This window comes from Kushneria indalinina DSM 14324 (genome assembly GCF_003385845.1).
GTDB lineage: Bacteria > Pseudomonadota > Gammaproteobacteria > Pseudomonadales > Halomonadaceae > Kushneria > Kushneria indalinina.
On the sequence record NZ_QRDJ01000006.1, the window covers coordinates 197,387 to 215,362 of the forward strand.

15 protein-coding genes are annotated in these 17,976 nt (G+C 61.5%); 10 read left to right on the forward strand and 5 right to left on the reverse strand.

The annotated features are described in order from the left end of the window. Positions 1-145: 145 nt before the first annotated feature. Both C8D72_RS00950 and C8D72_RS00955 read right to left on the reverse strand, forming a co-directional pair. Positions 146-445 (reverse strand): YciI family protein, encoded by a 300-nt coding sequence (locus C8D72_RS00950; protein ID WP_115852555.1) that lies wholly within the window; start codon positions 443-445, stop codon positions 146-148. 2 nt (positions 446-447) lie between these two features. Continuing rightward, on the reverse strand, positions 448-1,023 hold the full coding sequence (locus C8D72_RS00955) for a septation protein A (RefSeq protein ID WP_115852556.1): 576 nt from the start codon (positions 1,021-1,023) through the stop codon (positions 448-450). A 296-nt stretch (positions 1,024-1,319) separates the two neighbouring features. Here C8D72_RS00955 and C8D72_RS00960 point away from each other — a divergent pair, with 296 nt between their 5' ends. Together C8D72_RS00960 and C8D72_RS00965 are read left to right on the forward strand one after the other, a co-directional pair. Further along, positions 1,320-2,192 (forward strand): PHP domain-containing protein, encoded by an 873-nt coding sequence (locus C8D72_RS00960; protein WP_115852557.1) that lies wholly within the window; start codon positions 1,320-1,322, stop codon positions 2,190-2,192. A gap of 34 nt (positions 2,193-2,226) precedes the next feature. After that, positions 2,227-2,847 carry an L-threonylcarbamoyladenylate synthase gene (locus C8D72_RS00965; RefSeq protein ID WP_115852558.1) on the forward strand — a complete coding sequence of 207 codons (621 nt, stop codon included), beginning with the start codon at positions 2,227-2,229 and terminating at the stop codon, positions 2,845-2,847. Positions 2,848-2,931: 84 nt separating this feature from the next. Here C8D72_RS00965 and C8D72_RS00970 read toward each other — a convergent pair whose 3' ends face one another. Further along, a complete protein-coding gene (locus C8D72_RS00970; protein ID WP_115852559.1) occupies positions 2,932-3,948 on the reverse strand; it encodes an ion transporter in 1,017 nt (338 codons plus the stop codon). Between the two features lie 251 nt (positions 3,949-4,199). Here C8D72_RS00970 and C8D72_RS00975 point away from each other — a divergent pair, with 251 nt between their 5' ends. Next, positions 4,200-6,038, forward strand: coding sequence for an EAL domain-containing protein (locus tag C8D72_RS00975; RefSeq protein ID WP_115852560.1), 1,839 nt, complete (start codon positions 4,200-4,202; stop codon positions 6,036-6,038). Positions 6,039-6,091: 53 nt separating this feature from the next. On the opposite strand, the gene C8D72_RS00980 is transcribed toward C8D72_RS00975, so the two are convergent. After that, positions 6,092-7,003, reverse strand: a complete 912-nt coding sequence (locus C8D72_RS00980) for a CYTH domain-containing protein (protein WP_115852561.1) — start codon at positions 7,001-7,003, stop codon at positions 6,092-6,094. 103 nt (positions 7,004-7,106) lie between these two features. Between C8D72_RS00980 and C8D72_RS00985 the strand changes: the two genes are divergently transcribed. From C8D72_RS00985 to glrR, 6 genes are all read left to right on the forward strand, one after another. Next, the gene (locus tag C8D72_RS00985; RefSeq protein WP_115852562.1) at positions 7,107-7,787 is read left to right on the forward strand and encodes a TIGR00153 family protein; all 681 of its coding nucleotides are present in this window, start codon (positions 7,107-7,109) and stop codon (positions 7,785-7,787) included. Between the two features lie 46 nt (positions 7,788-7,833). Further along, complete coding sequence (locus C8D72_RS00990) at positions 7,834-9,099, forward strand: inorganic phosphate transporter (protein WP_115852563.1); 1,266 nt, start codon at positions 7,834-7,836, stop codon at positions 9,097-9,099. 188 nt (positions 9,100-9,287) lie between these two features. Next, a complete protein-coding gene (gene argA / locus C8D72_RS00995; RefSeq protein ID WP_115852564.1) occupies positions 9,288-10,625 on the forward strand; it encodes an amino-acid N-acetyltransferase in 1,338 nt (445 codons plus the stop codon). 741 nt (positions 10,626-11,366) lie between these two features. Continuing rightward, complete coding sequence (locus C8D72_RS01000) at positions 11,367-12,869, forward strand: sensor histidine kinase (protein WP_115852565.1); 1,503 nt, start codon at positions 11,367-11,369, stop codon at positions 12,867-12,869. Between the two features lie 2 nt (positions 12,870-12,871). Continuing rightward, positions 12,872-13,441, forward strand: a complete 570-nt coding sequence (locus C8D72_RS01005; RefSeq protein ID WP_170140454.1) for a hypothetical protein — start codon at positions 12,872-12,874, stop codon at positions 13,439-13,441. 36 nt (positions 13,442-13,477) lie between these two features. Continuing rightward, a complete protein-coding gene (gene glrR, locus C8D72_RS01010) occupies positions 13,478-14,836 on the forward strand; it encodes a two-component system response regulator GlrR (RefSeq protein ID WP_115852567.1) in 1,359 nt (452 codons plus the stop codon). Here glrR and xseA read toward each other — a convergent pair whose 3' ends face one another. Continuing rightward, positions 14,837-16,168, reverse strand: coding sequence for an exodeoxyribonuclease VII large subunit (gene xseA, locus C8D72_RS01015; RefSeq protein WP_115852568.1), 1,332 nt, complete (start codon positions 16,166-16,168; stop codon positions 14,837-14,839). A gap of 296 nt (positions 16,169-16,464) precedes the next feature. Between xseA and guaB the strand changes: the two genes are divergently transcribed. After that, positions 16,465-17,931 carry an IMP dehydrogenase gene (guaB, locus tag C8D72_RS01020; protein WP_115852569.1) on the forward strand — a complete coding sequence of 489 codons (1,467 nt, stop codon included), beginning with the start codon at positions 16,465-16,467 and terminating at the stop codon, positions 17,929-17,931. The last annotated feature ends 45 nt before the right edge of the window (positions 17,932-17,976 follow it).

A 17,976-nucleotide genomic window follows, 5' to 3' on the forward strand; every position in this document is an offset into this window, starting at 1 on the left:
TGGCAGGCCTGTCACCATCACGCTTTGCGCAATGTGTTCGCGGGGATCGCACAATGTTGTCACAGGCTTATCCACGCAGAGTGTGCATAACAGAAATCCTGTGGATAAACGCGTGCGAGCCCCGCGAAACCGGGGCCTTTCCGGTTCAGGGCAGTACTTTTTTAAACGGTCGGACGCTGACCTGTGCATAAACGCCTGCGCCGACGTAAGGGTCGTCGTCCGCCCAGGCGCGTGCCTGCTCCAGGGAGTCGAACTCGGCCACGATCAGGCTGCCGCTGAAGCCGGCATTGCCCGGATCACTGCCGTCCACGGCGGGAAACGGCCCGGCCAGAACCAGACGCCCCTCGTCACGCAGGGCCTCAAGGCGTGCCAGGTGCTCGGGTCGCACACTCTGTCGCGCCTCGAGACTTTCATCCACATCTTCTCCGATGATGACGTAAAGCATGCTCACTTCTCCTTTCCGTAGGGATCGGTGCCCTTGATCGTCTTCTCGTCACCGGGCAGATGACGCGCGATATAAACGCCCTGGATGATGATGAACAAAAACGTCAGCCCCATCATGCCAAAGAGCTTGAAGTTGACCCAGACTTCCTCGCTGAAATGGGTAAACACCGCGATATTGACCGCGCCCATGGCCAGAAAGAAGGCCACCCAGGCCAGATTCAGGCGCATCCAGACCGGGGAGGGCAGGGTCATGTTCTTCTCCATCATCCGCTCGATCAGCGACTTGCCGCCAAACAGCGGCGAGAGCAGAAAGGCGACGGCAAAGAGCCAGTTGACCACGGTCGGCTTCCACTTGATGAAGTCGCCATCGCCCAGAATCACGGTGGCCCCACCCAGCAGCACGACCAGTGCCAGCGTGACCAGATGCATCTTTTCGACCTTGCGCCAGCGCCACCAGGTAAAGAGCACCTGCGCGATGGTGGCCGGAATCAAAACGGCGGTGGCCAGCACGATATCCTTGGTCATCTGATAGACCACAACGAAGATGGCGATCGGCAGAAAGTCGATCAGCATTTTCATACACAACACTCCTGAAAAAATGCCAGCGGCAGGGCTCTGGGCAGAAATACGGGCATTCATTGATTCCTGGGGACGTCCGGCGCAACATGGCCCGCATTCAGGGCCGTCACCGGACGGCCACGCCGTTATACCACGCAGACTTCGCTGCCACCGATTTTGCTGCTATCGATTTTGCTGCTACCGAGAGGCCAATGAACGAGCAGGATACTACATCGTTATCCCCTGACCCCGGATCGCCATCCCCTGACCCCGGATCGTCATCCCCTGACCCCGGGTCGTCATCCTTTGACCCCGGCATGAGCCTGGAGCGGGCCCGCCATATCGATCTTCACCTGCACTCCACGGCCTCCGACGGCAGGCTCTCGCCGCAGGCGCTGATGGATCTCTGTCATCAGCGCGGCCTGTCGTGCGCGGCGCTGACCGATCACGATACCATCGATGGCGTCGAGGCGGCAGCACAGCAGGCCCGGGCCCTGGGGATGACGCTGGTGCCCGGTGTCGAGCTGTCCACCCGCTGGCAGGGGGTGGGCATTCACGTGGTCGCGCTGTGGCATGGTGAGGCTCGGCCGCCGATGACCGCGCTGCTCGAACGCCTCGCCCATGCCCGTCATGACCGGGCGCTGGAAATTGCCACCCGGCTTGAGAAGGTCGGTCTTGAGAACGCTCTTGAGCGGGCACGTGAACAAAGCGGGGGTGCCCGGCTGCTGGGCCGCCCGGACTTTGCCCGCGCACTGGTGGCGGCAGGGCTGGTGCCGGACATGGCGCGCGCGTTCAAGCGCTATCTCGGCTCGGGAAAGACTGGCGATGTGAAGGTGCACTGGCCCACACTGGAAGAGACCCTTGAGAGCGTTCGCCTGGCCGGCGGTGTGGCGGTGGTGGCGCATCCGCTGCGCTATGGGCTGACCCGGCGGCGGCTGGGGCTTTTGCTGGATGAGTTTACCGCGCTGGGTGGTGAAGGGGCCGAGCTGATCAGCGGCTATCAAAACGATGACCGCGGCCGTGATCTGGCCTCGCTTCTTGCCAAACGAGGGCTTTATGCCTCGCTGGGCAGTGACTTTCACTATCAGGGCGGGGCGCTGGCCCCGGGTACCCTGAGTGCCGCACCACGCAGTCAGTTGATACCCATCTGGCAGCATCCCCGGCTGGCGCCCGCCTTTGACGGTTTGTGAACGCCATTTCTTGCCAGACCCAGGAGACCATCCCATGAGCCAGTTCTTTTCTTTGCATCCGGAAACCCCGCAAAAGCGCCTTTTGACCCAGACGCGCGAGATTCTCGAAAAGGGCGGGGTGATTGCCTATCCCACCGACTCCGGCTACGCGCTGGGCTGTCTGCCGGGCAACAAGAAGGGTGTTGAGCGGATCAAGCGCCTGCGTAACCTTGATGACAAGCACAACTTCACCCTGATGTTTCCCGATCTCAACGAGATCGGTACCTATGCCCGCATGGACAGCCCCGTTTTTCGAGTGCTCAAGGCCCACACGCCGGGCGCCTATACCTTCATTCTCGATGCCACCAACGAGGTGCCCAGGCTGTTGCTGCACCCCAAACGCCGCACCATCGGCATTCGCGTGCCCGATCATCGCATCACCCGCGATATTCTGGAGACCGTTGGCGCGCCGCTGATGAGCGTGACCTTCATCGCGCCGGACGACACGCAGCCCATGACGGATGCCGAAGAGATTCGCGACCGCTTTGGTTCGCAGCTTGATGCCATCATCGACGGCGGTGCCTGCCCGATGGAGCCAACCACGGTGCTGGACATGCGAACGCTGCCGCCTGAAGTGCTGCGCCAGGGTCGCGGGGACACCAGCGCCTTTGGCTGATCCATGGCCCTGCCAATCGATCGAGCGCATCAAACAAACCTGCAGGCCATCCTGCAGGTTTGTTTGATGACGACAGGGCGGCGGCTAGCGCTGATCCGGAGGGAGATCGTTTGACCCCGGATTGCTGTCTTCATCCGGCCCATCACGTTTGTCCGACGCATCGTTGCCGTCATGGGAGGGCGAGGTGCCGTCGCGCTCCTGCTCCAACAGCTTCATCTCCTCGTCGAGGGCGTCTCGCTCACTCTGCAGTTCCTCGATCTCGTCGTCGAGCTCCTTGCGTTTGGGATCCTCGGCTTCCTCATCGAGTCCGCTGCCGCAAAGCCGACAGTATTTGGCATCGCGCTCATGGCCTTCGTGGCCACAGCCCGGGCAGGCTTCGTCGGAATAGTGGTTACGCCGGATCGAGCGCATGACCTCGGCGGAGAAGACGCCGGTGGGCACCGCCAGAATCGAATAGCCCAGAATCATCATCATCGCCGAGATGAACTGCCCCACGGGCGTAATGGGCGAAATATCGCCATAGCCCACCGTGGTCAGCGTCACCACCGCCCAGTAGATGGACTTGGGAATGCTGGTAAAGCCGGCCTCGACCGGCTCGATCAGATAGACCAGTGCGCCGAAGACAATGACCAGCGACATGACGGTCATCAGGAACATCAAAATCTTTTGGCGGCTGCGCTCCAGGGCTTCCAGCAGCAGGTTGCCTTCGCCGACAAACTCCATCAGACGCAGTACCCGGAACAGGCGCATGATGCGCAGTACCCGGATGACCAGCAGTGCCTGGCTGCCGGGAAATATCAGACTCAGCCAGGAGGGCAGGATGCTGAGCAGATCGATGATGCCGTAGGTGCTGCGGGCATAGCGCACCGGCCGGTCCAGACAGTAAAGACGCAGCAGATACTCGACTGTGAAAATCCCCGTAAAGGCCCACTCGGCGACCATGAAGGCTTCCCCATAGCGCGCCTGCAGACTGACCACACTGTCGAGCAGGATGATGACGACGCTGACAATGATCATAATGATCAGGGCAATATCGAAGCCCTTGGCGGCTGGCGTATCCGATTCAAAGATGATCTGAAAGATACGATCCCGAAGCGTCATCTGTTTTTCGTGGGATTCGCTGCTCACCGGCGCTCCGAAGTTCTTGTGTGGAGGAAAGGCGTTTGCGCCTGTGGGGGTAACGCCGAAAAATCATGCCATGACGCTTCAGCAAACGCAGCCCCCGCCGTTAAACACAGCAATAAGTCTGACCGCTATCGCCTGCAGTATCCCGGGTCGCCCGTCGAAAGGGGTGACGAACAGTGCACGATACGGTCCGTCGCCAGTCAGCAACAACATTCACGGGGTGCGCCATGCGTCGTACGGTGCAGGCATTATGTCACGATATTCGCGATCTGGCCGATGAGCTGGCGGCAGAGTCCGCCTCGCTCGACGAGAAGCGGCTGACCCACCTGTCGACATGTCGCCGTGCCCTGTCTGACCTGCTTCAGACCACCCCGATACCTGAGAATGCCGGCGCGGCGCTGGACAATATCCCGCTGTCACAATATGAGCGCATGTTGCTGTGTGAGCATGATGTGATCTGGCACTGGGAGGCGCAAGGCGATGCCCTGACGCTGTCATCGCACTGGCAGGCGCTGTATCACGGTACGCCTGCAGACTCTCTGACGCAGTGGTGTCAGACGCTGCACCCCAGGGATCGTGACCGCGTACACGCGCTGTGCCACCAAGCGGCGTCCGCACAGGGGGTGTCGCGCGTTGAATGTCGCCTTCGTGATGGTCAGGGGCAGTGGCGTTTCATACGTCTGCGCATCGTGGGGAACGGCGCAGAGGGCCAGCCGGGCCTGACCGGCGTGGTCAGTGACATCACCCATGAGCGCTATCGCGATCCGGTGACCGGGCTTGGCAACTCCGAGCTGCTTAACCAGCTGCTGGAAGATGCTCTGGCGGATACCGCGGGCACGCGTCACGCGCTGGTCAAGATCACCATGGTCAATGCCACGCTTTTGAGCGAGTCCGAGCATTTCAATAACACCCGCGAACTGGAAACCCGCATTGCCGATCTGTTGGCCGACCTGCTGCCCGCGGGCCGTTTGATCGCGCTGCCCGGTTTCAGCTATGCACTGGTGACCCCCTTTCAGTGCCAGACGGCGCTGAAGCGCTTTCTCGAGCCGCTTCAGCAGATGCTGGGCATGCCGCTGGAAACCCCGACGGGACGCGTATGGCTCTCCCATGTGGTAGGCGTGGTGCCCTTCGATGGCGGCTGCCATGTCGGCGCGGAGACACTGAGAAAACGGGCGCGTCTGACCGTCAATAACGCTTCCGGTACGGGGGTGGGCGGTATCCATTACTACAGCGATGAGCTGTATGAGCGCGCCCGTCGCGCCAGTCGCGGCGAGCAGCTGATCCGTGCGGCACTGGCCTGTGATGGCGTGCTGTGTTTTCTGCAGCCCATTGTCAGCGTCAGGGAAGGGGGGAGGGTTGTCGCCTTTGAGGCGTTGATGCGTCTGCGCGATGGCGAAGAAGGGATCGCCCTGCCGGGGGCATTCATCGAGGCCGCCGAATCCACCGGCCTCATCCATCAGCTCAGTCAGCAGCTGATCGACAAGGCGCTGCACATTCTGGTGGACCCGGCCTTTACCGACCGCTTTGGGCAGGATTTCGTGATTAACATCAATCTATCCCGTCATCAGCTCAAGGACGTGATGCTGGTCGATGACATGATGACGCTGATTCACAAACACGGCGCCGACCCCAGGCGCGTCAATCTGGAGATCACTGAATCGGCCGTGCTGGCAGAGCCTGCCATTGCGCTGCGCAATCTGGTCCGGCTGCGCGAACACGGCATTTCCATCGCCCTGGATGACTTTGGCAGCGGTTACTCGTCGCTCTCGCAGCTGTGTGAACTGCCGTTGGACTGCATCAAGATCGATCGCCGCTTTGTGATGGATCTGGAGCATGAGCCTCGCAAGCGCCATGTGATGACCTCGGTCATCGACCTGTGCCGCCGCCTGGAGTTTCGTGTGGTGGTAGAAGGTGTCGAGGAGTGCGCCACGCTCAGGACGGTATGCGACATGGGCGCCGAGCAGATCCAGGGCTTCATCTATGCCCGGCCCATGCCGTCTCAGGACGTGCTGGGCCGGCTCAATGCCACGCTGTTACCGATGCCATCGCAGCCGGTATCGCTTTAAAACGCTAACGTCCCAACCCCCCTCGAGCGGCCCGTGAGGGTTGCCGTAATGGCCTACTGACGATACAGGCGCTGCATCAACAGCAGCCACTGTTGCCCGAAGCGTACATCCAGCCAGCCGGGGCGGGACAGCGACTCACCAAGGCGGCCGGCAAGGGTCGCCACTTCCGGGTCATCATGACGGGTCAGGTTGAGCAGTGTCTGGCGCGCGGCATACAGGAATGCCTGCTGCTGGCTGTCCTGCCAGGCATCAAGGGCCAGAATCGCCCGCTCCAGACACTGATCCGGCATGTCGAGCGCGCAGGGGGGCAGCTGCCACTGCTGCTCGCGCAGTGAAGCGGCCCGCGCTGCCTTGCTGGCGTTGGCCGGGCGCAGGGCGCAGTGCTGGGCCAGCTGATCGGCCAGCGACCAGAGGGCGCTCTCTTCGCCATCCTTGAGCTCAAGCTCGATCTCATGGATGTCGACCTGTTGCTCGCCCACGCGTATTTTACCGATATCCAGTGCCAGCTCGATGTGGCTGCCTTCGTGTTTCAGCAACCACTGGGTGCGCTGAAAGTCGGTGCGATAGACCCCTTGTAGTGCCTCTCGAACCTCGCTGTTCTCAAAGGGCGTGACGCCAAGCCCGGCCAGCCACTCAAGGTCCAGACGTTCCTCACTGCGCGGCGTTTCCCATTCACCGCGGGTGTGCAGCCCGCCTTGGCCGTCGCCGGCGGTCTTGACCGTCTGCACGAATGTCTGACCGTCGCCGCGCAGACGCAGGGCCACACGGTGCGCTTCAAGGGCCAGTTCCGGTGTGTCGTAATAGACATTGGCCAGGCGGTGCGTCTCGGGGGGCGTATCCGTGAGCAGGGGGTGGGCCATCAGGGCGTCAACGCTGTCGCGACCCAGCGCCAGCTTGAGCTCTACCTCCTGCGGGCCATTCGTTGCGTTGGTGACGGTATTGTCGCTTTGCGTGCTCGAATTCATGTGTCAATTCGCTCTATCCGGGGGCCAAACGTTAAATTTTCATGACGCAGGGAGGTCAGATAAATATACTGGTGGCGCCATTTTTCATTGCAGTGAAATCACCATGGTGTCATCCAATCCCTTTTCAGCACTGTTCGGCCGGTCGCCGTTTCAGCCGCTGCTTGAACATATCGACAAGACTGTCGAGTGCGCCGACCTGTTGCCGATCTTCTTTCAGGCGACGCTTGAGCAGGACTGGGAACGTGCCGGCGAGATTCGTAATCGCATCAGCGCAGGCGAGCATGACGCCGATGAGCTGAAAACCCATATCCGCATGAATCTGCCCAACAGCATCTTTTTGCCGGTATCGCGTTCCGACCTGCTCGAACTGATCAGTGTACAGGACAAGATAGCCAACAAGATCAAGGATATCGCCGGGATCATGCTCGGGCGTCGCATGCGTATTCCTGAAGCGATGGAGGATATCTTTCAGGAGTACCTGCGCATTGCGGTCGCCACGGTCCATCAGGCGCGCCAGGCGCTGGCCGAGCTGGATGATCTACTGGAGTCGGGTTTTGGACGCAATGTCTCCGATCTTCTGGGCGATCAGATCCGCAAGCTTCATGAACTCGAACACCAGGCCGACGATCAGCAGGTCATGATCCGGCGCCGCCTTTTTGAGCTGGAAAAAGAACTGCCGCCAATCGATGTCATGTTCCTTTATCAGATCATTGACTGGATCGGTGAGGTTTCCGACCGCTCTGAACGCGTAGGCAGCCGCCTGCAAATCCTTTTGGCCCGATAGGTGCACGCCACCATCGGGTAGTGAAGTTCGGATAACGACATTTCCTATGACCATCATCGCACAGCATGGCGAGCTCTTTATTCTTCTCGCCTGCGTTTTCGGCTTCTTCATGGCCTGGGGCGTTGGCGCCAATGATGTTGCCAATGCCATGGGCACTTCGGTCGGCTCAAAGGCCATTACCATTCGCCAGGCGATCGTCATCGCCATCATTTTCGAATTTCTGGGGGCCTGGCTTGCCGGCGGTGAGGTCACCTCCACCATTCGCAACGGCATCATCGATCCCACCCTGTTGAATGAAGCGCCGCAGTATCTGGTCTACGGCATGCTGTCATCGCTGCTCTCGGCCGCCATCTGGCTGATGATTGCCTCCAAAAAGGGCTGGCCGGTGTCCACCACGCACTCCATCGTGGGCGCCATTGTCGGTTTTGCCGTGGCCGGGCTCGGCCCCGCCTCCGTGCAGTGGAGCGCGGTGGGCCAGATCGTCTCGAGCTGGGTCACCTCGCCCTTCATTGCCGGGGTGCTCGCCTTTTTGCTGTTTCGCTCGATTCAGACCCTCATCTTTGAAAACAAGGACCCGCTGGCGGCGGCGCGTCGCTATGTGCCGGGCTACATGTTTCTGGTCGGCTTTATCGTGGCGATGGTGACCCTGCTCAAGGGCCTGAGCCATGTGGGGCTTGATCTCACCTTCACCGATGCGCTGCTCTGGGCCATGGGTGTGGGTGCGATCATTACACTGCTGGGTATTCTGCTGGAGCGGCGTATCGGCCACGAGCCGCGCAAGAACGACCGTTTCAGTTTCTCGGGCGTGGAGCGCATCTTCGGCCTTCTGATGATGTTTACCGCCTGTGCCATGGCCTTCGCGCACGGCTCCAACGACGTGGCCAACGCCGTAGGGCCGCTGGCGGCGGTAGTCAGCGTCGTACAGACCCATGGTCAGATTGGCGGCAATGCCGCGCTGCCCTGGTGGATTCTGATTCTGGGCGGCGGCGGTATCGTCTTTGGTCTTTTGACCTATGGCCACCGCGTGATCGCCACCGTCGGTACCGGCATTACCGAACTGACGCCGTCGCGCGGCTTTGCCGCAACGCTTGCCGCGGCGACCACGGTGGTGATCGCCTCCGGCACGGGCCTGCCGATTTCGACCACGCATACGCTGGTCGGTGCGGTGCTGGGCGTGGGTCTGGCACGCGGCATGCGGGCCTTGAATCTGCGCGTGCTGGGCACCATCGTGATCTCTTGGCTGGTCACGCTGCCGGCGGGTGCGGCGCTGTCGATCATCTTCTTTTTCATGCTCAAGGGCATGTTCGGCTAGACACCCCTCAAGGGTTGCAAAATGCCAGGCCGCCGTGATGTACGGCGGCCTTTTTTATGCCCCGCAATTTTTGTGCCCCGCAACCGGCGATGTCACCCGGGCCTGCGTCATGGCGCCAGCTGCTTTAAGATAAGGGAGCCTTCACAACCGTGAGGCCCCATTGATGCCTGCCTGACCATGGAGCCGCCTTGGACATCTCATTTCCCTTTGCCGACTGGTTTCGAAACTCATCGACCTATATCGATGCCCACCGGGGACGTACCTTTGTGGTACTGATCGAAGGAGAGGGGCTGACGCCCGAGCGTCGCGCACCGCTGATTCAGGATCTGGCACTTTTGCATATCCTGGGGGTGCGACTGGTGCTGGTCTTTGGCGTGCGCGCCCAGGTGCGACAGGCGCTGGAGGCGGCGGCGCTGACGCCACAGCGTCATCAGGGCCGATTCGTGGTCGATGAAGACTGCATGACGCTGATCGAGCGCGAAGTCTCGACCCTGCGTCTGGCCATTGAAGCCAGGCTCTCGCCGGGGCTGTCCAACACGCCGCTGCATGGCGTCGAGATCAATGCCATCAGCGGCAATCTGGTCATGGCCAAGCCGCTGGGCATCCGGGAAGGCGTCGACTTTCTGCGGGCCGGCGAGGTGCGCCGCGTGCGCAGCGACGCCATTCGCACCCTGCTGGATCAGCGCTCGCTGGTGGTGCTGCCGCCGTTGGGGTACTCCAGCACCGGCGAGGTCTTTGATCTGGACGCCGCTGATATCGCCCGTCACGCCGCCATTGCCCTCAAGGCCGACAAGCTGATCATCGTCGGTCGCGCCGGTGGGCTCTACAACAGCCAGGGCCGGCTGATGCGTCAGCCGAATCTGCAGGAGGCCCAGTCGCTGGTTCGTGAGCATGAAAATGCCGAGCTTGCCGAACATGTGCATGTTGCCTGCGATGCGGCGCGTCAGGGGGTCGGGCGTACGCATCTTGTTTCCTGGCAGGATCGTGATGCGCTGCTGGCAGAGCTGTTTACCCGTGACGGGGTTGGCACCATGATCACCCGTGAGCGCTACGAGCAGCTGCGCAGCGCCCGAATCGATGATATCGGCGGGCTTTTGGAGCTTTTGCAACCTCTGGAAGAGCGCGGCATGCTGGTGGCGCGTTCACGCGAGCGGCTGGAGCAGGAGATCGAGGATTACGTGGTCATCGAACGTGATGGCATGGTGATTGGCTGTGCGGCGCTGCACCCCTACCCGGAATCGGACAGCGGCGAGCTGGCCTGTGTGGCGGTGCATACCAGCTATCGTGGCGGTGAGCGTGGCGACCTGCTGCTGGACGGTGTCGAACAACGCGCCCGCGAGCAGGGGCTGACCGCACTGTTTGCCCTGACGACCCATACCCTGCATTGGTTTCTGGAGCGAGGTTTTGTGCAGGCAGACCTCGAAGCACTGCCTCAAAAGCGACGCCAGCACTATAACCCGCAGCGTAATTCCCGAGTGCTGCTCAAGACCCTGACCCCCTCCACCATGCCCAGCGCTGGTAGTTGACCCGGTACCGGTGCTGCTGTCGCTGTTTAAAGACAAAAACCAGAGCGTTTGTCGTCAACCGGAGACAATAGAAAATTTAATAAAAACAGTAATTTATATTTTATTTGCGCTGGTAATGTCGCCATATGGCGACATTTTTGGCTCGAATGACTCTCCTGTGGTAACAATCGTTGCCGATTTCTGCTGTCGAATTTGCTTAATGTCCTGTTTTATATGGAAAAATATTATGATGGCACGTTCTTGGCTATAAGTCTGGACATGGCAGTACGGCGTATCAGGATGGGCCGATCACACAATGGCTTGTCGTGATATGCCCCTGCTGGGAGCGCTCTGCAGGGAGGCATCAGGCAGCGTTGGTAGAGAGTGCCATGGCATGGATGCCATCCCCGGGCAGACTTTCAAGAGCACCGCACTGGTGGTGTTTTTGATCAGGAAGAAGCCGCAGGCGCTATCGAAAGCCTGAATGCCAATCTCGATAGCGTGGCTTCGGGCCCCTCCAGGCCCACGGTGATTTGGCCCTGCATGGTCAGGCGGGCAGGGCCATATCACCACATTACCCTTCAGTTCCCTGCGTATATTGAGAGCCGGCCCTGCCGGCTCTTTTTTTATCCGGCAGGGTAAATGAAACTGAATGAGTGAAAAGTGTATACGGACGTTATCGAACGGTGAGATTATCGGTTATTCTCTCCCCGTTCCGAAATACTCCTTCTTAACGGCTCGCCTGTCGGAGACTGTCAACTCATGGCTTCTCGAATAAAGCGTCGATGGCGTCCCAGATCTCTTCTTCAGCAGGTACTGACGGCCTTTTTGCTGGTCATGCTGCCGATCGGTGTGTTGATTCATCTCGCCGGCCAGAGCTTTTCCCAGCTTTCCGAGCTGGCTGACGTCAGTGCCCGCGAGGCAGTGGATGAAACCCGTCGTGCCCGTCAGTTGACCAATCTGTCAACGGATATGGAGCGCAGTGCCCGTCAGTATGCGGTGCTCGATGATCAGAGCCTGCTTGAAATCTACGGTGAGCGCCGCGCACGCTATAGTGATCTGCTCAACGAACACGCCGCTTTCATGGGGGACAGCCCCCTGATGCAGTCGCTGCGCCAGCAGTTGACCGTGCTGGAGACCCTCCCCGCGCCCGGGGAGGAGAGCCTGAGCGCGCAGCTGTCCGAATTCAGCCGCTTTACCTCCACCACGGAAGCGCTTGCCGAGGCGACCCGCAGGCAGGTTGATGCGCGCATTGACGAGATCCGTACCCAGGCCGATCAGGTCACCACACGCTTGTGGCAGGCCACACTGGCACTGGTCTCATTCAGTCTGGTGCTGATCCTGTTTTTCACCTGGCGTATCATTCGCCCGATTCGCCAGCTCGAGCAGCGTATTCTCGGCATCGGGGGCAACGGTGACACCGAAGAGACGCCACCGATCCAGGGCCCGCTGGAGCTGGTCAATCTGGAAGAGCGGCTTGAATGGCTGTCGGGGCGTCTGCGGGAGCTCGAGGAACAAAAGCAGCAGTTTTTGCGTCACATGTCTCATGAGCTCAAGACACCGCTGGCCAGTATCCGTGAAGGTTCGGGGCTTCTGGCCGATGGCGTGGTAGGGGAAATGAGCCAGCGCCAGCGCGAGATCGTGCTGCTGATCGATGAAAGTGGTCAGGAGCTGCAGACGCTGATCGAGCAGCTGCTGGATTACAATCTGCTGCAGCAGAATCGCCGCCTTAACGTTACGCGTTTTGACGTGGCAAGCGTCATCCATGAAGTGCTTTCCAAGCACCGGCTGGCGCTGCAGCAAAAGGGCATGGTCGTCGAGGAGCGTCGCGCACCGCTGTACTGGCAGGCCGACCGCGCCCGGACCGCGCGGATCTTGGATAACCTGATCTCCAATGCCATTGCCTACGGTGATGACGAGGGGCGGCTCTATATCTCGGCCAGTGCCGACCAGCAGCATCTGACGCTGGACGTGGCCAACAGCGGGCAGCCGATCAGCGAGCGTGACCGCGGTCATCTGTTCGAGCCGTTCTATCAGGGCAGTTCGCAGCGCAAGGGGCCGCTCAAGGGGTCCGGCATCGGACTGTCGGTCGCCGCCGAGAGCGCCCGTGCCCAGCACGGCACACTGAGTCTCATCGAGGATTCGATCAACGGCTGTGAAGTCTGCTTTGAGCTGGTACTTCCCTGGATTTTGGAAGAGGCTTCACAGGACAACCCATCTTTACCCCGGACCGCAAGGGAAAGGGCGACGATGGCAAGGATATGACAATGAAGCACAATCTGATGGCAGGCAGCGCCCTGTTGGCGACCATGCTGCTGAGCGGATGCGCCATGTTTGGCGATCGCATCCCCAGCGCCGCCGAGGAAGGGTGTATTACCCGTGGCATTCCCACCATGGTGGATGACGAGTGCCTGCTGCCGACGTGGGTCGCGTTTGGTCGCGCTGCGCAGACCGGCACACAGCAGTGGCGCGATGAAGTGCTTCAATACATGGACAGCGATACGCCCCGGGGCGGACTGGCACGTGCGGTGGTCTTTTCCCAGGAGGATGCCGAGCACTGGCCGACAGGCCTTGAGCTGTTCAAGCGCTATACCCCGCAGGCACCCGAAAGCATTCAGCCGCTGCTTGAGCAGTGGCAGCGGGATCTGGAACGTCGCACCGAACTTCAGTCCGGACTTCAATCCAGGCTTGATGCACAGCATAATCGCAGCCATCAGGGTAACAGCCGACAGCGACAGCAGATTCAGTCGCTGGAGCAGGAAAACACCGAGCTCAAAAAGAAACTGGACGCCCTGACCGCGATAGAGGAGAGCATGAACGCCAGGCAGACCCCCTGAGCGCTCCTCGCGTGTCGGGTGTGCAAGGAGACATACGTGAAAACTGCCCATCTGCTATTGGTCGACGATGACCCGAGTCTTTTGAAGCTCCTGGGCATGCGTCTTGAAAGCCGTGGCTATCGGGTCAGTACCGTTGAAAGCGGCCCCCAGGCACTGTCACTGGTCGAACAGCAGCGTCCTGATCTGGTGTTATCGGATCTGCGCATGGATGGCATGGACGGCATGGCGCTGTTTGGCGAGATTCAGTCCCGCCATCCGGGGCTGCCGGTCATCATCCTGACCGCCCACGGCTCCATTCCCGAAGCCGTCAATGCCACCCGCCAGGGGGTGTTCGGCTTTTTGACCAAGCCCATTGATCGAACCGAACTGTTTTCACTGGTGGACGAGGCGCTCATGCAGACCTCGCCTGCCAGCGATGAGGCAGATCCCGCCTGGCGCCGCGACATCATTACCCGCAGTACCGTCATGGAGCAGGTGCTCGAGCAGGCCGGCAAGGTCGCCGGCAGCGATGTCAGCGTGCTGCTCTCCGGTCCCTCCGGCTCCGGCAAGGAGCTTCTGGCGCGTGCCCTGCATCGCGCCAGCGCCCGCGCCGAACGTCCCTTCATTGCCATCAACTGTGGTGCCCTGCCAGAGCAGCTGCTGGAAAGCGAGCTGTTCGGCCATGCCCGCGGCGCGTTTACCGGGGCGGTCAACGCTCATGAGGGGCTCTTTCAGGCCGCCCACGGCGGCACGCTCTTTCTCGATGAAATCGGTGACATGCCGATGTCGCTGCAGGTCAAGCTGCTGCGGGTGCTGCAGGAGCGCCAGGTGCGCCCGCTGGGCAGCACGCAGAGCGTCGATGTGGATGTGCGCGTTATCTCGGCCACCCATCGTGACCTCAACGCGGCGATGAACGAGGGCACCTTCCGCGAGGATCTTTTCTACCGGCTCAACGTGGTCAATCTGCGTCTGCCGGCCCTGCGCGAACGCCCCGAAGACATTCCGATTCTGGCGCGCTATCACCTGGAGCTGGCCGCCGACCGCCACAAGCCATCGGTGAAGGGATTTTCAAAGGAGGCCATCAACCTGCTGGCCTCGCACGCCTGGCCGGGCAATGTGCGCCAGCTCGTCAACGTGGTAGAGCAGTGCGTGGCGCTTTCGAGCGCGCCGATCATTGCCCATGCGCTGGTGGCCCAGGCACTGGCCTCGGAGGACAACGCGCTGCCGTCGTTCAACGCCGCGAGAGCCGGCTTTGAACACGGCTATCTGGTCAAGGTGCTCAAGATTACCGAAGGCAATGTCACTCAGGCGGCACGCATTGCCGGGCGCAATCGCACCGACTTCTACAAGCTGCTCGCCCGTCACGAGCTCGACCCCAACAGCTTCAAGCCGGTGTATGCAGCAGGGCAGCTCTGATCAGCGCTTCAGCCGCCGCTTCACTTCCACCTTCAACCGGCCCTCGCCCAGACGGGCCGTGAGCACTTCGCCGGGCGTGGTGTCGTTTGATCGGCGCACCACGCCGGAGGACGATTCCAGGATCGCGTAGCCACGGCCCAGCACGGCCAGCGGGCTGACAGCATTGAGCTCGCGCATCAGGCCTTCCAGCTTCTGACGCTGGGCGTTGAGCTGGCGCTCGGGGGCGGCCATCAGGCGCTGCTCCAGCGCGTCGAGCCGTTCGCGTCGGTCGCGCAGCGTGCGCTCAGGGGAGGCCTGCTGCAGTCGGGCCTGATCACTGACCAGATGCTGACGAGACTGATCCAGCCGCCAGGTCATGGCGCGTGTCAGGCGTGCCTCGAGATCCTCAAGGCGTTGACGCTGCGCCTTCACACGCTCGCCGGGGTGGCGCAGGCGCGAGGCGGCGTGATCCAGCCGCTGGTTCCACTGATCGAGCTGGCGCTGCTGGGCGCTCGTTAGACGCTGCGTCAGAGTCGACAGCCGCTCCAGAATGTCGCGGCGATCCGGCACCAGCCGTTCGGCGGCGGCCGAGGGCGTCGGGGCGCGAACGTCGGCGGCCAGGTCCGACAGGGTGGTGTCAATTTCATGACCCACCGCGCTCATCACCGGGATCGGACTGGCCTGAATGGCACGCGCCAGGCGTTCATCGTTGAAACACCACAGATCCTCCAGACTGCCGCCGCCGCGGGTGATCAGCAGCGCATCGAAGCGCCCGTCACGCGCGGCGGCTTCCAGCGCGCGGATCATGGCCGGGGCCGCCTGATCGCCCTGCACCGGTACCGGCAGAATGCTCACCTCGACCAGCGGCCAGCGCGCCTGCAGCACGGCCAGCACGTCCTGAAGGGCGGCGCCGCTGGCGGAGGTAATAATACCCAGCTGCTGGGGCGGGCAGGGCAGTTCACGGGCGTTGTTGAAGACGCCTTCGCCCTCGAGTGTTGTCTTCAACCGCTCCAGCGCGGCCAGCAGGGCACCGCGGCCGGCCTCCTGCACGGCCTCCACGATCAGCTGATAGTCGCCGCGCGGCTCGAAGATCGAGACCTTGGCCCGAATGCGCACGCTGTCGCCTTCGCGCATGGGGGCGGCAACAAAGCGCGCCCGGTTGCGAAAGAGCGCGCAGCTGACCTGGGCGCGGTCATCCTTGAGGGTGAAATAGAGATGGCCCGAAGCCGGGCGTGACACCCGCGACAGTTCGCCTTCGACCCACACCTCGCCAAACGTGTTTTCGAGCGAGGCGCGCGCGCGTCGGTTGAGTTCAAAAACACTCAGGGTGTCGTTCGGTGAAGAGGTGGGCATGGCAGCTACCTGCAGGGTGGTTCGATTCAATGGCCATAGTTTCGCGCAGACAGTCTCGCACGAACCGTCTCGCACGGACTGTCTGGCACGGGCAGTCTGGCATGTGCAGGGATCGGTGTCTGCCGGCGTCGCCGTCCGGGGCGAGCGGCAGGCTTCAAATCCTGAAAAAGCCTGCGTGCATGGCACCAATAGCGTGGCGCTGGCGGCATGTGCGTTGTATGGGCGGGCCGCAGGCGTTAAAATGCTCGATTAATTATTTCCCGCCGCCTGTACAACCCACTCAGTGGACGCCAGTTATGCTGCGTATAGCTCAAGAAGCGCTTACGTTTGACGACGTATTACTCGTTCCCGGTTATTCCGATGTACTGCCGAAGAACGTCTCTCTGAAATCCCGCCTGACCCGCAACCTCGTCCTCAATATTCCGCTTGTCTCCTCCGCCATGGATACCGTGACCGAAGCTCGTCTGGCGATTGCCATGGCGCAGGAAGGCGGCATCGGTATTGTGCACAAGAGCATGTCGATCGCGGCTCAGGCCGCTGAAGTGCGCAAGGTCAAAAAGCACGAAAGCGTGATCGTGAAGGACCCCGTCACGGTCAGCCCCGACGCCAAGCTCACCGATCTTCTGGCCATGGCCGAAGAGTACGGCTACTCCGGCTTCCCGGTCGTGAAGGGTGAAGAGCTGATCGGTATCGTGACCGGCCGCGACATGCGCTTCCAGCCCAACTACAGCGACAGCGTCGAGGCCATCATGACCCCGCGCGAGAAGCTGATTACGGCGAAGGAAGGCACGCCGCTGGAAGATATCAAGCGCCAGCTTCAGGAACACCGCATCGAGAAGATCCTGATCGTCAGCGACGACTTCCATCTGCGCGGGCTGGTCACCGTGCGCGACATCGAGAAGGCGCGCACCTATCCGAACGCCGCCAAGGACGAGGACGGTCGTCTGCTGGTCGGCGCCGCGGTCGGCACCGGCGAAGACACCGGCGAGCGTATTCAGGCCCTGCATGATGCCGGCGTTGACGTGATCGTCGTCGACACCGCCCACGGCCACAGCGCCGGCGTGCTCGATCGCGTGCGCTGGGTCAAGGAGCACTTCCCGTCGCTGCAGGTCATCGGCGGCAACATCGCCACCGCCGCGGCGGCCAAGGCGCTGGCCGAAGCCGGGGCAGACGGCGTCAAGGTCGGCATCGGCCCGGGCTCGATCTGCACCACACGCATCGTCGCCGGTGTCGGCGTGCCGCAGATCACCGCGGTCGCTGATGTGGCCGAAGCGCTCGAGCCCTATGACATTCCGCTGATCGCCGATGGCGGCATCCGCTTCTCCGGCGATATCGCCAAGGCGATCGTTGCCGGTGCGCACTGCGTGATGGTCGGCAGTCTGCTGGCGGGCACCGAAGAGTCCCCCGGCGAAATCGAGCTCTATCAGGGCCGGACCTACAAGGCCTACCGCGGCATGGGCTCGATGGGCGCGATGTCCCAGACCCAGGGCTCGTCGGATCGCTACTTTCAGGACAAGAACGAAGGTGTCGAGAAGCTCGTACCGGAAGGCATTGAAGGTCGGGTGGCCTACAAGGGCCTGATGAGCGCCATTGTCCATCAGATGATGGGCGGCCTGCGCGCCTCGATGGGCTACACCGGCTCGCACGATATCGACACCATGCGCACCGTGCCGGAATTCGTTCGCATCACCAGCGCAGGCTTTGCCGAATCGCACGTTCACGACGTGCAGATCACCAAAGAAGCGCCGAACTACCGGAGCTGATGGCATGCGCTGCCCGCGTGGGATCATGACCCTCATTGATCGATA

Excerpts from the sequence above, each read along its gene's own strand:
- C8D72_RS00950 (WP_115852555.1), bottom strand. The coding sequence starts at position 445 with ATGCTTTACGTCATCATCGGAGAAGATGTGGATGAAAGTCTCGAGGCG.
- C8D72_RS00955 (WP_115852556.1), bottom strand. The coding sequence starts at position 1,023 with ATGAAAATGCTGATCGACTTTCTGCCGATCGCCATCTTCGTTGTGGTC.
- C8D72_RS00960 (WP_115852557.1), top strand. The coding sequence starts at position 1,320 with ATGAGCCTGGAGCGGGCCCGCCATATCGATCTTCACCTGCACTCCACG.
- C8D72_RS00965 (WP_115852558.1), top strand. The coding sequence starts at position 2,227 with ATGAGCCAGTTCTTTTCTTTGCATCCGGAAACCCCGCAAAAGCGCCTT.
- C8D72_RS00970 (WP_115852559.1), bottom strand. The coding sequence starts at position 3,948 with ATGACGCTTCGGGATCGTATCTTTCAGATCATCTTTGAATCGGATACG.
- C8D72_RS00975 (WP_115852560.1), top strand. The coding sequence starts at position 4,200 with ATGCGTCGTACGGTGCAGGCATTATGTCACGATATTCGCGATCTGGCC.
- C8D72_RS00980 (WP_115852561.1), bottom strand. The coding sequence starts at position 7,003 with ATGAATTCGAGCACGCAAAGCGACAATACCGTCACCAACGCAACGAAT.
- C8D72_RS00985 (WP_115852562.1), top strand. The coding sequence starts at position 7,107 with ATGGTGTCATCCAATCCCTTTTCAGCACTGTTCGGCCGGTCGCCGTTT.
- C8D72_RS00990 (WP_115852563.1), top strand. The coding sequence starts at position 7,834 with ATGACCATCATCGCACAGCATGGCGAGCTCTTTATTCTTCTCGCCTGC.
- C8D72_RS01000 (WP_115852565.1), top strand. The coding sequence starts at position 11,367 with ATGGCTTCTCGAATAAAGCGTCGATGGCGTCCCAGATCTCTTCTTCAG.
- C8D72_RS01005 (WP_170140454.1), top strand. The coding sequence starts at position 12,872 with ATGAAGCACAATCTGATGGCAGGCAGCGCCCTGTTGGCGACCATGCTG.
- xseA (WP_115852568.1), bottom strand. The coding sequence starts at position 16,168 with ATGCCCACCTCTTCACCGAACGACACCCTGAGTGTTTTTGAACTCAAC.
- guaB (WP_115852569.1), top strand. The coding sequence starts at position 16,465 with ATGCTGCGTATAGCTCAAGAAGCGCTTACGTTTGACGACGTATTACTC.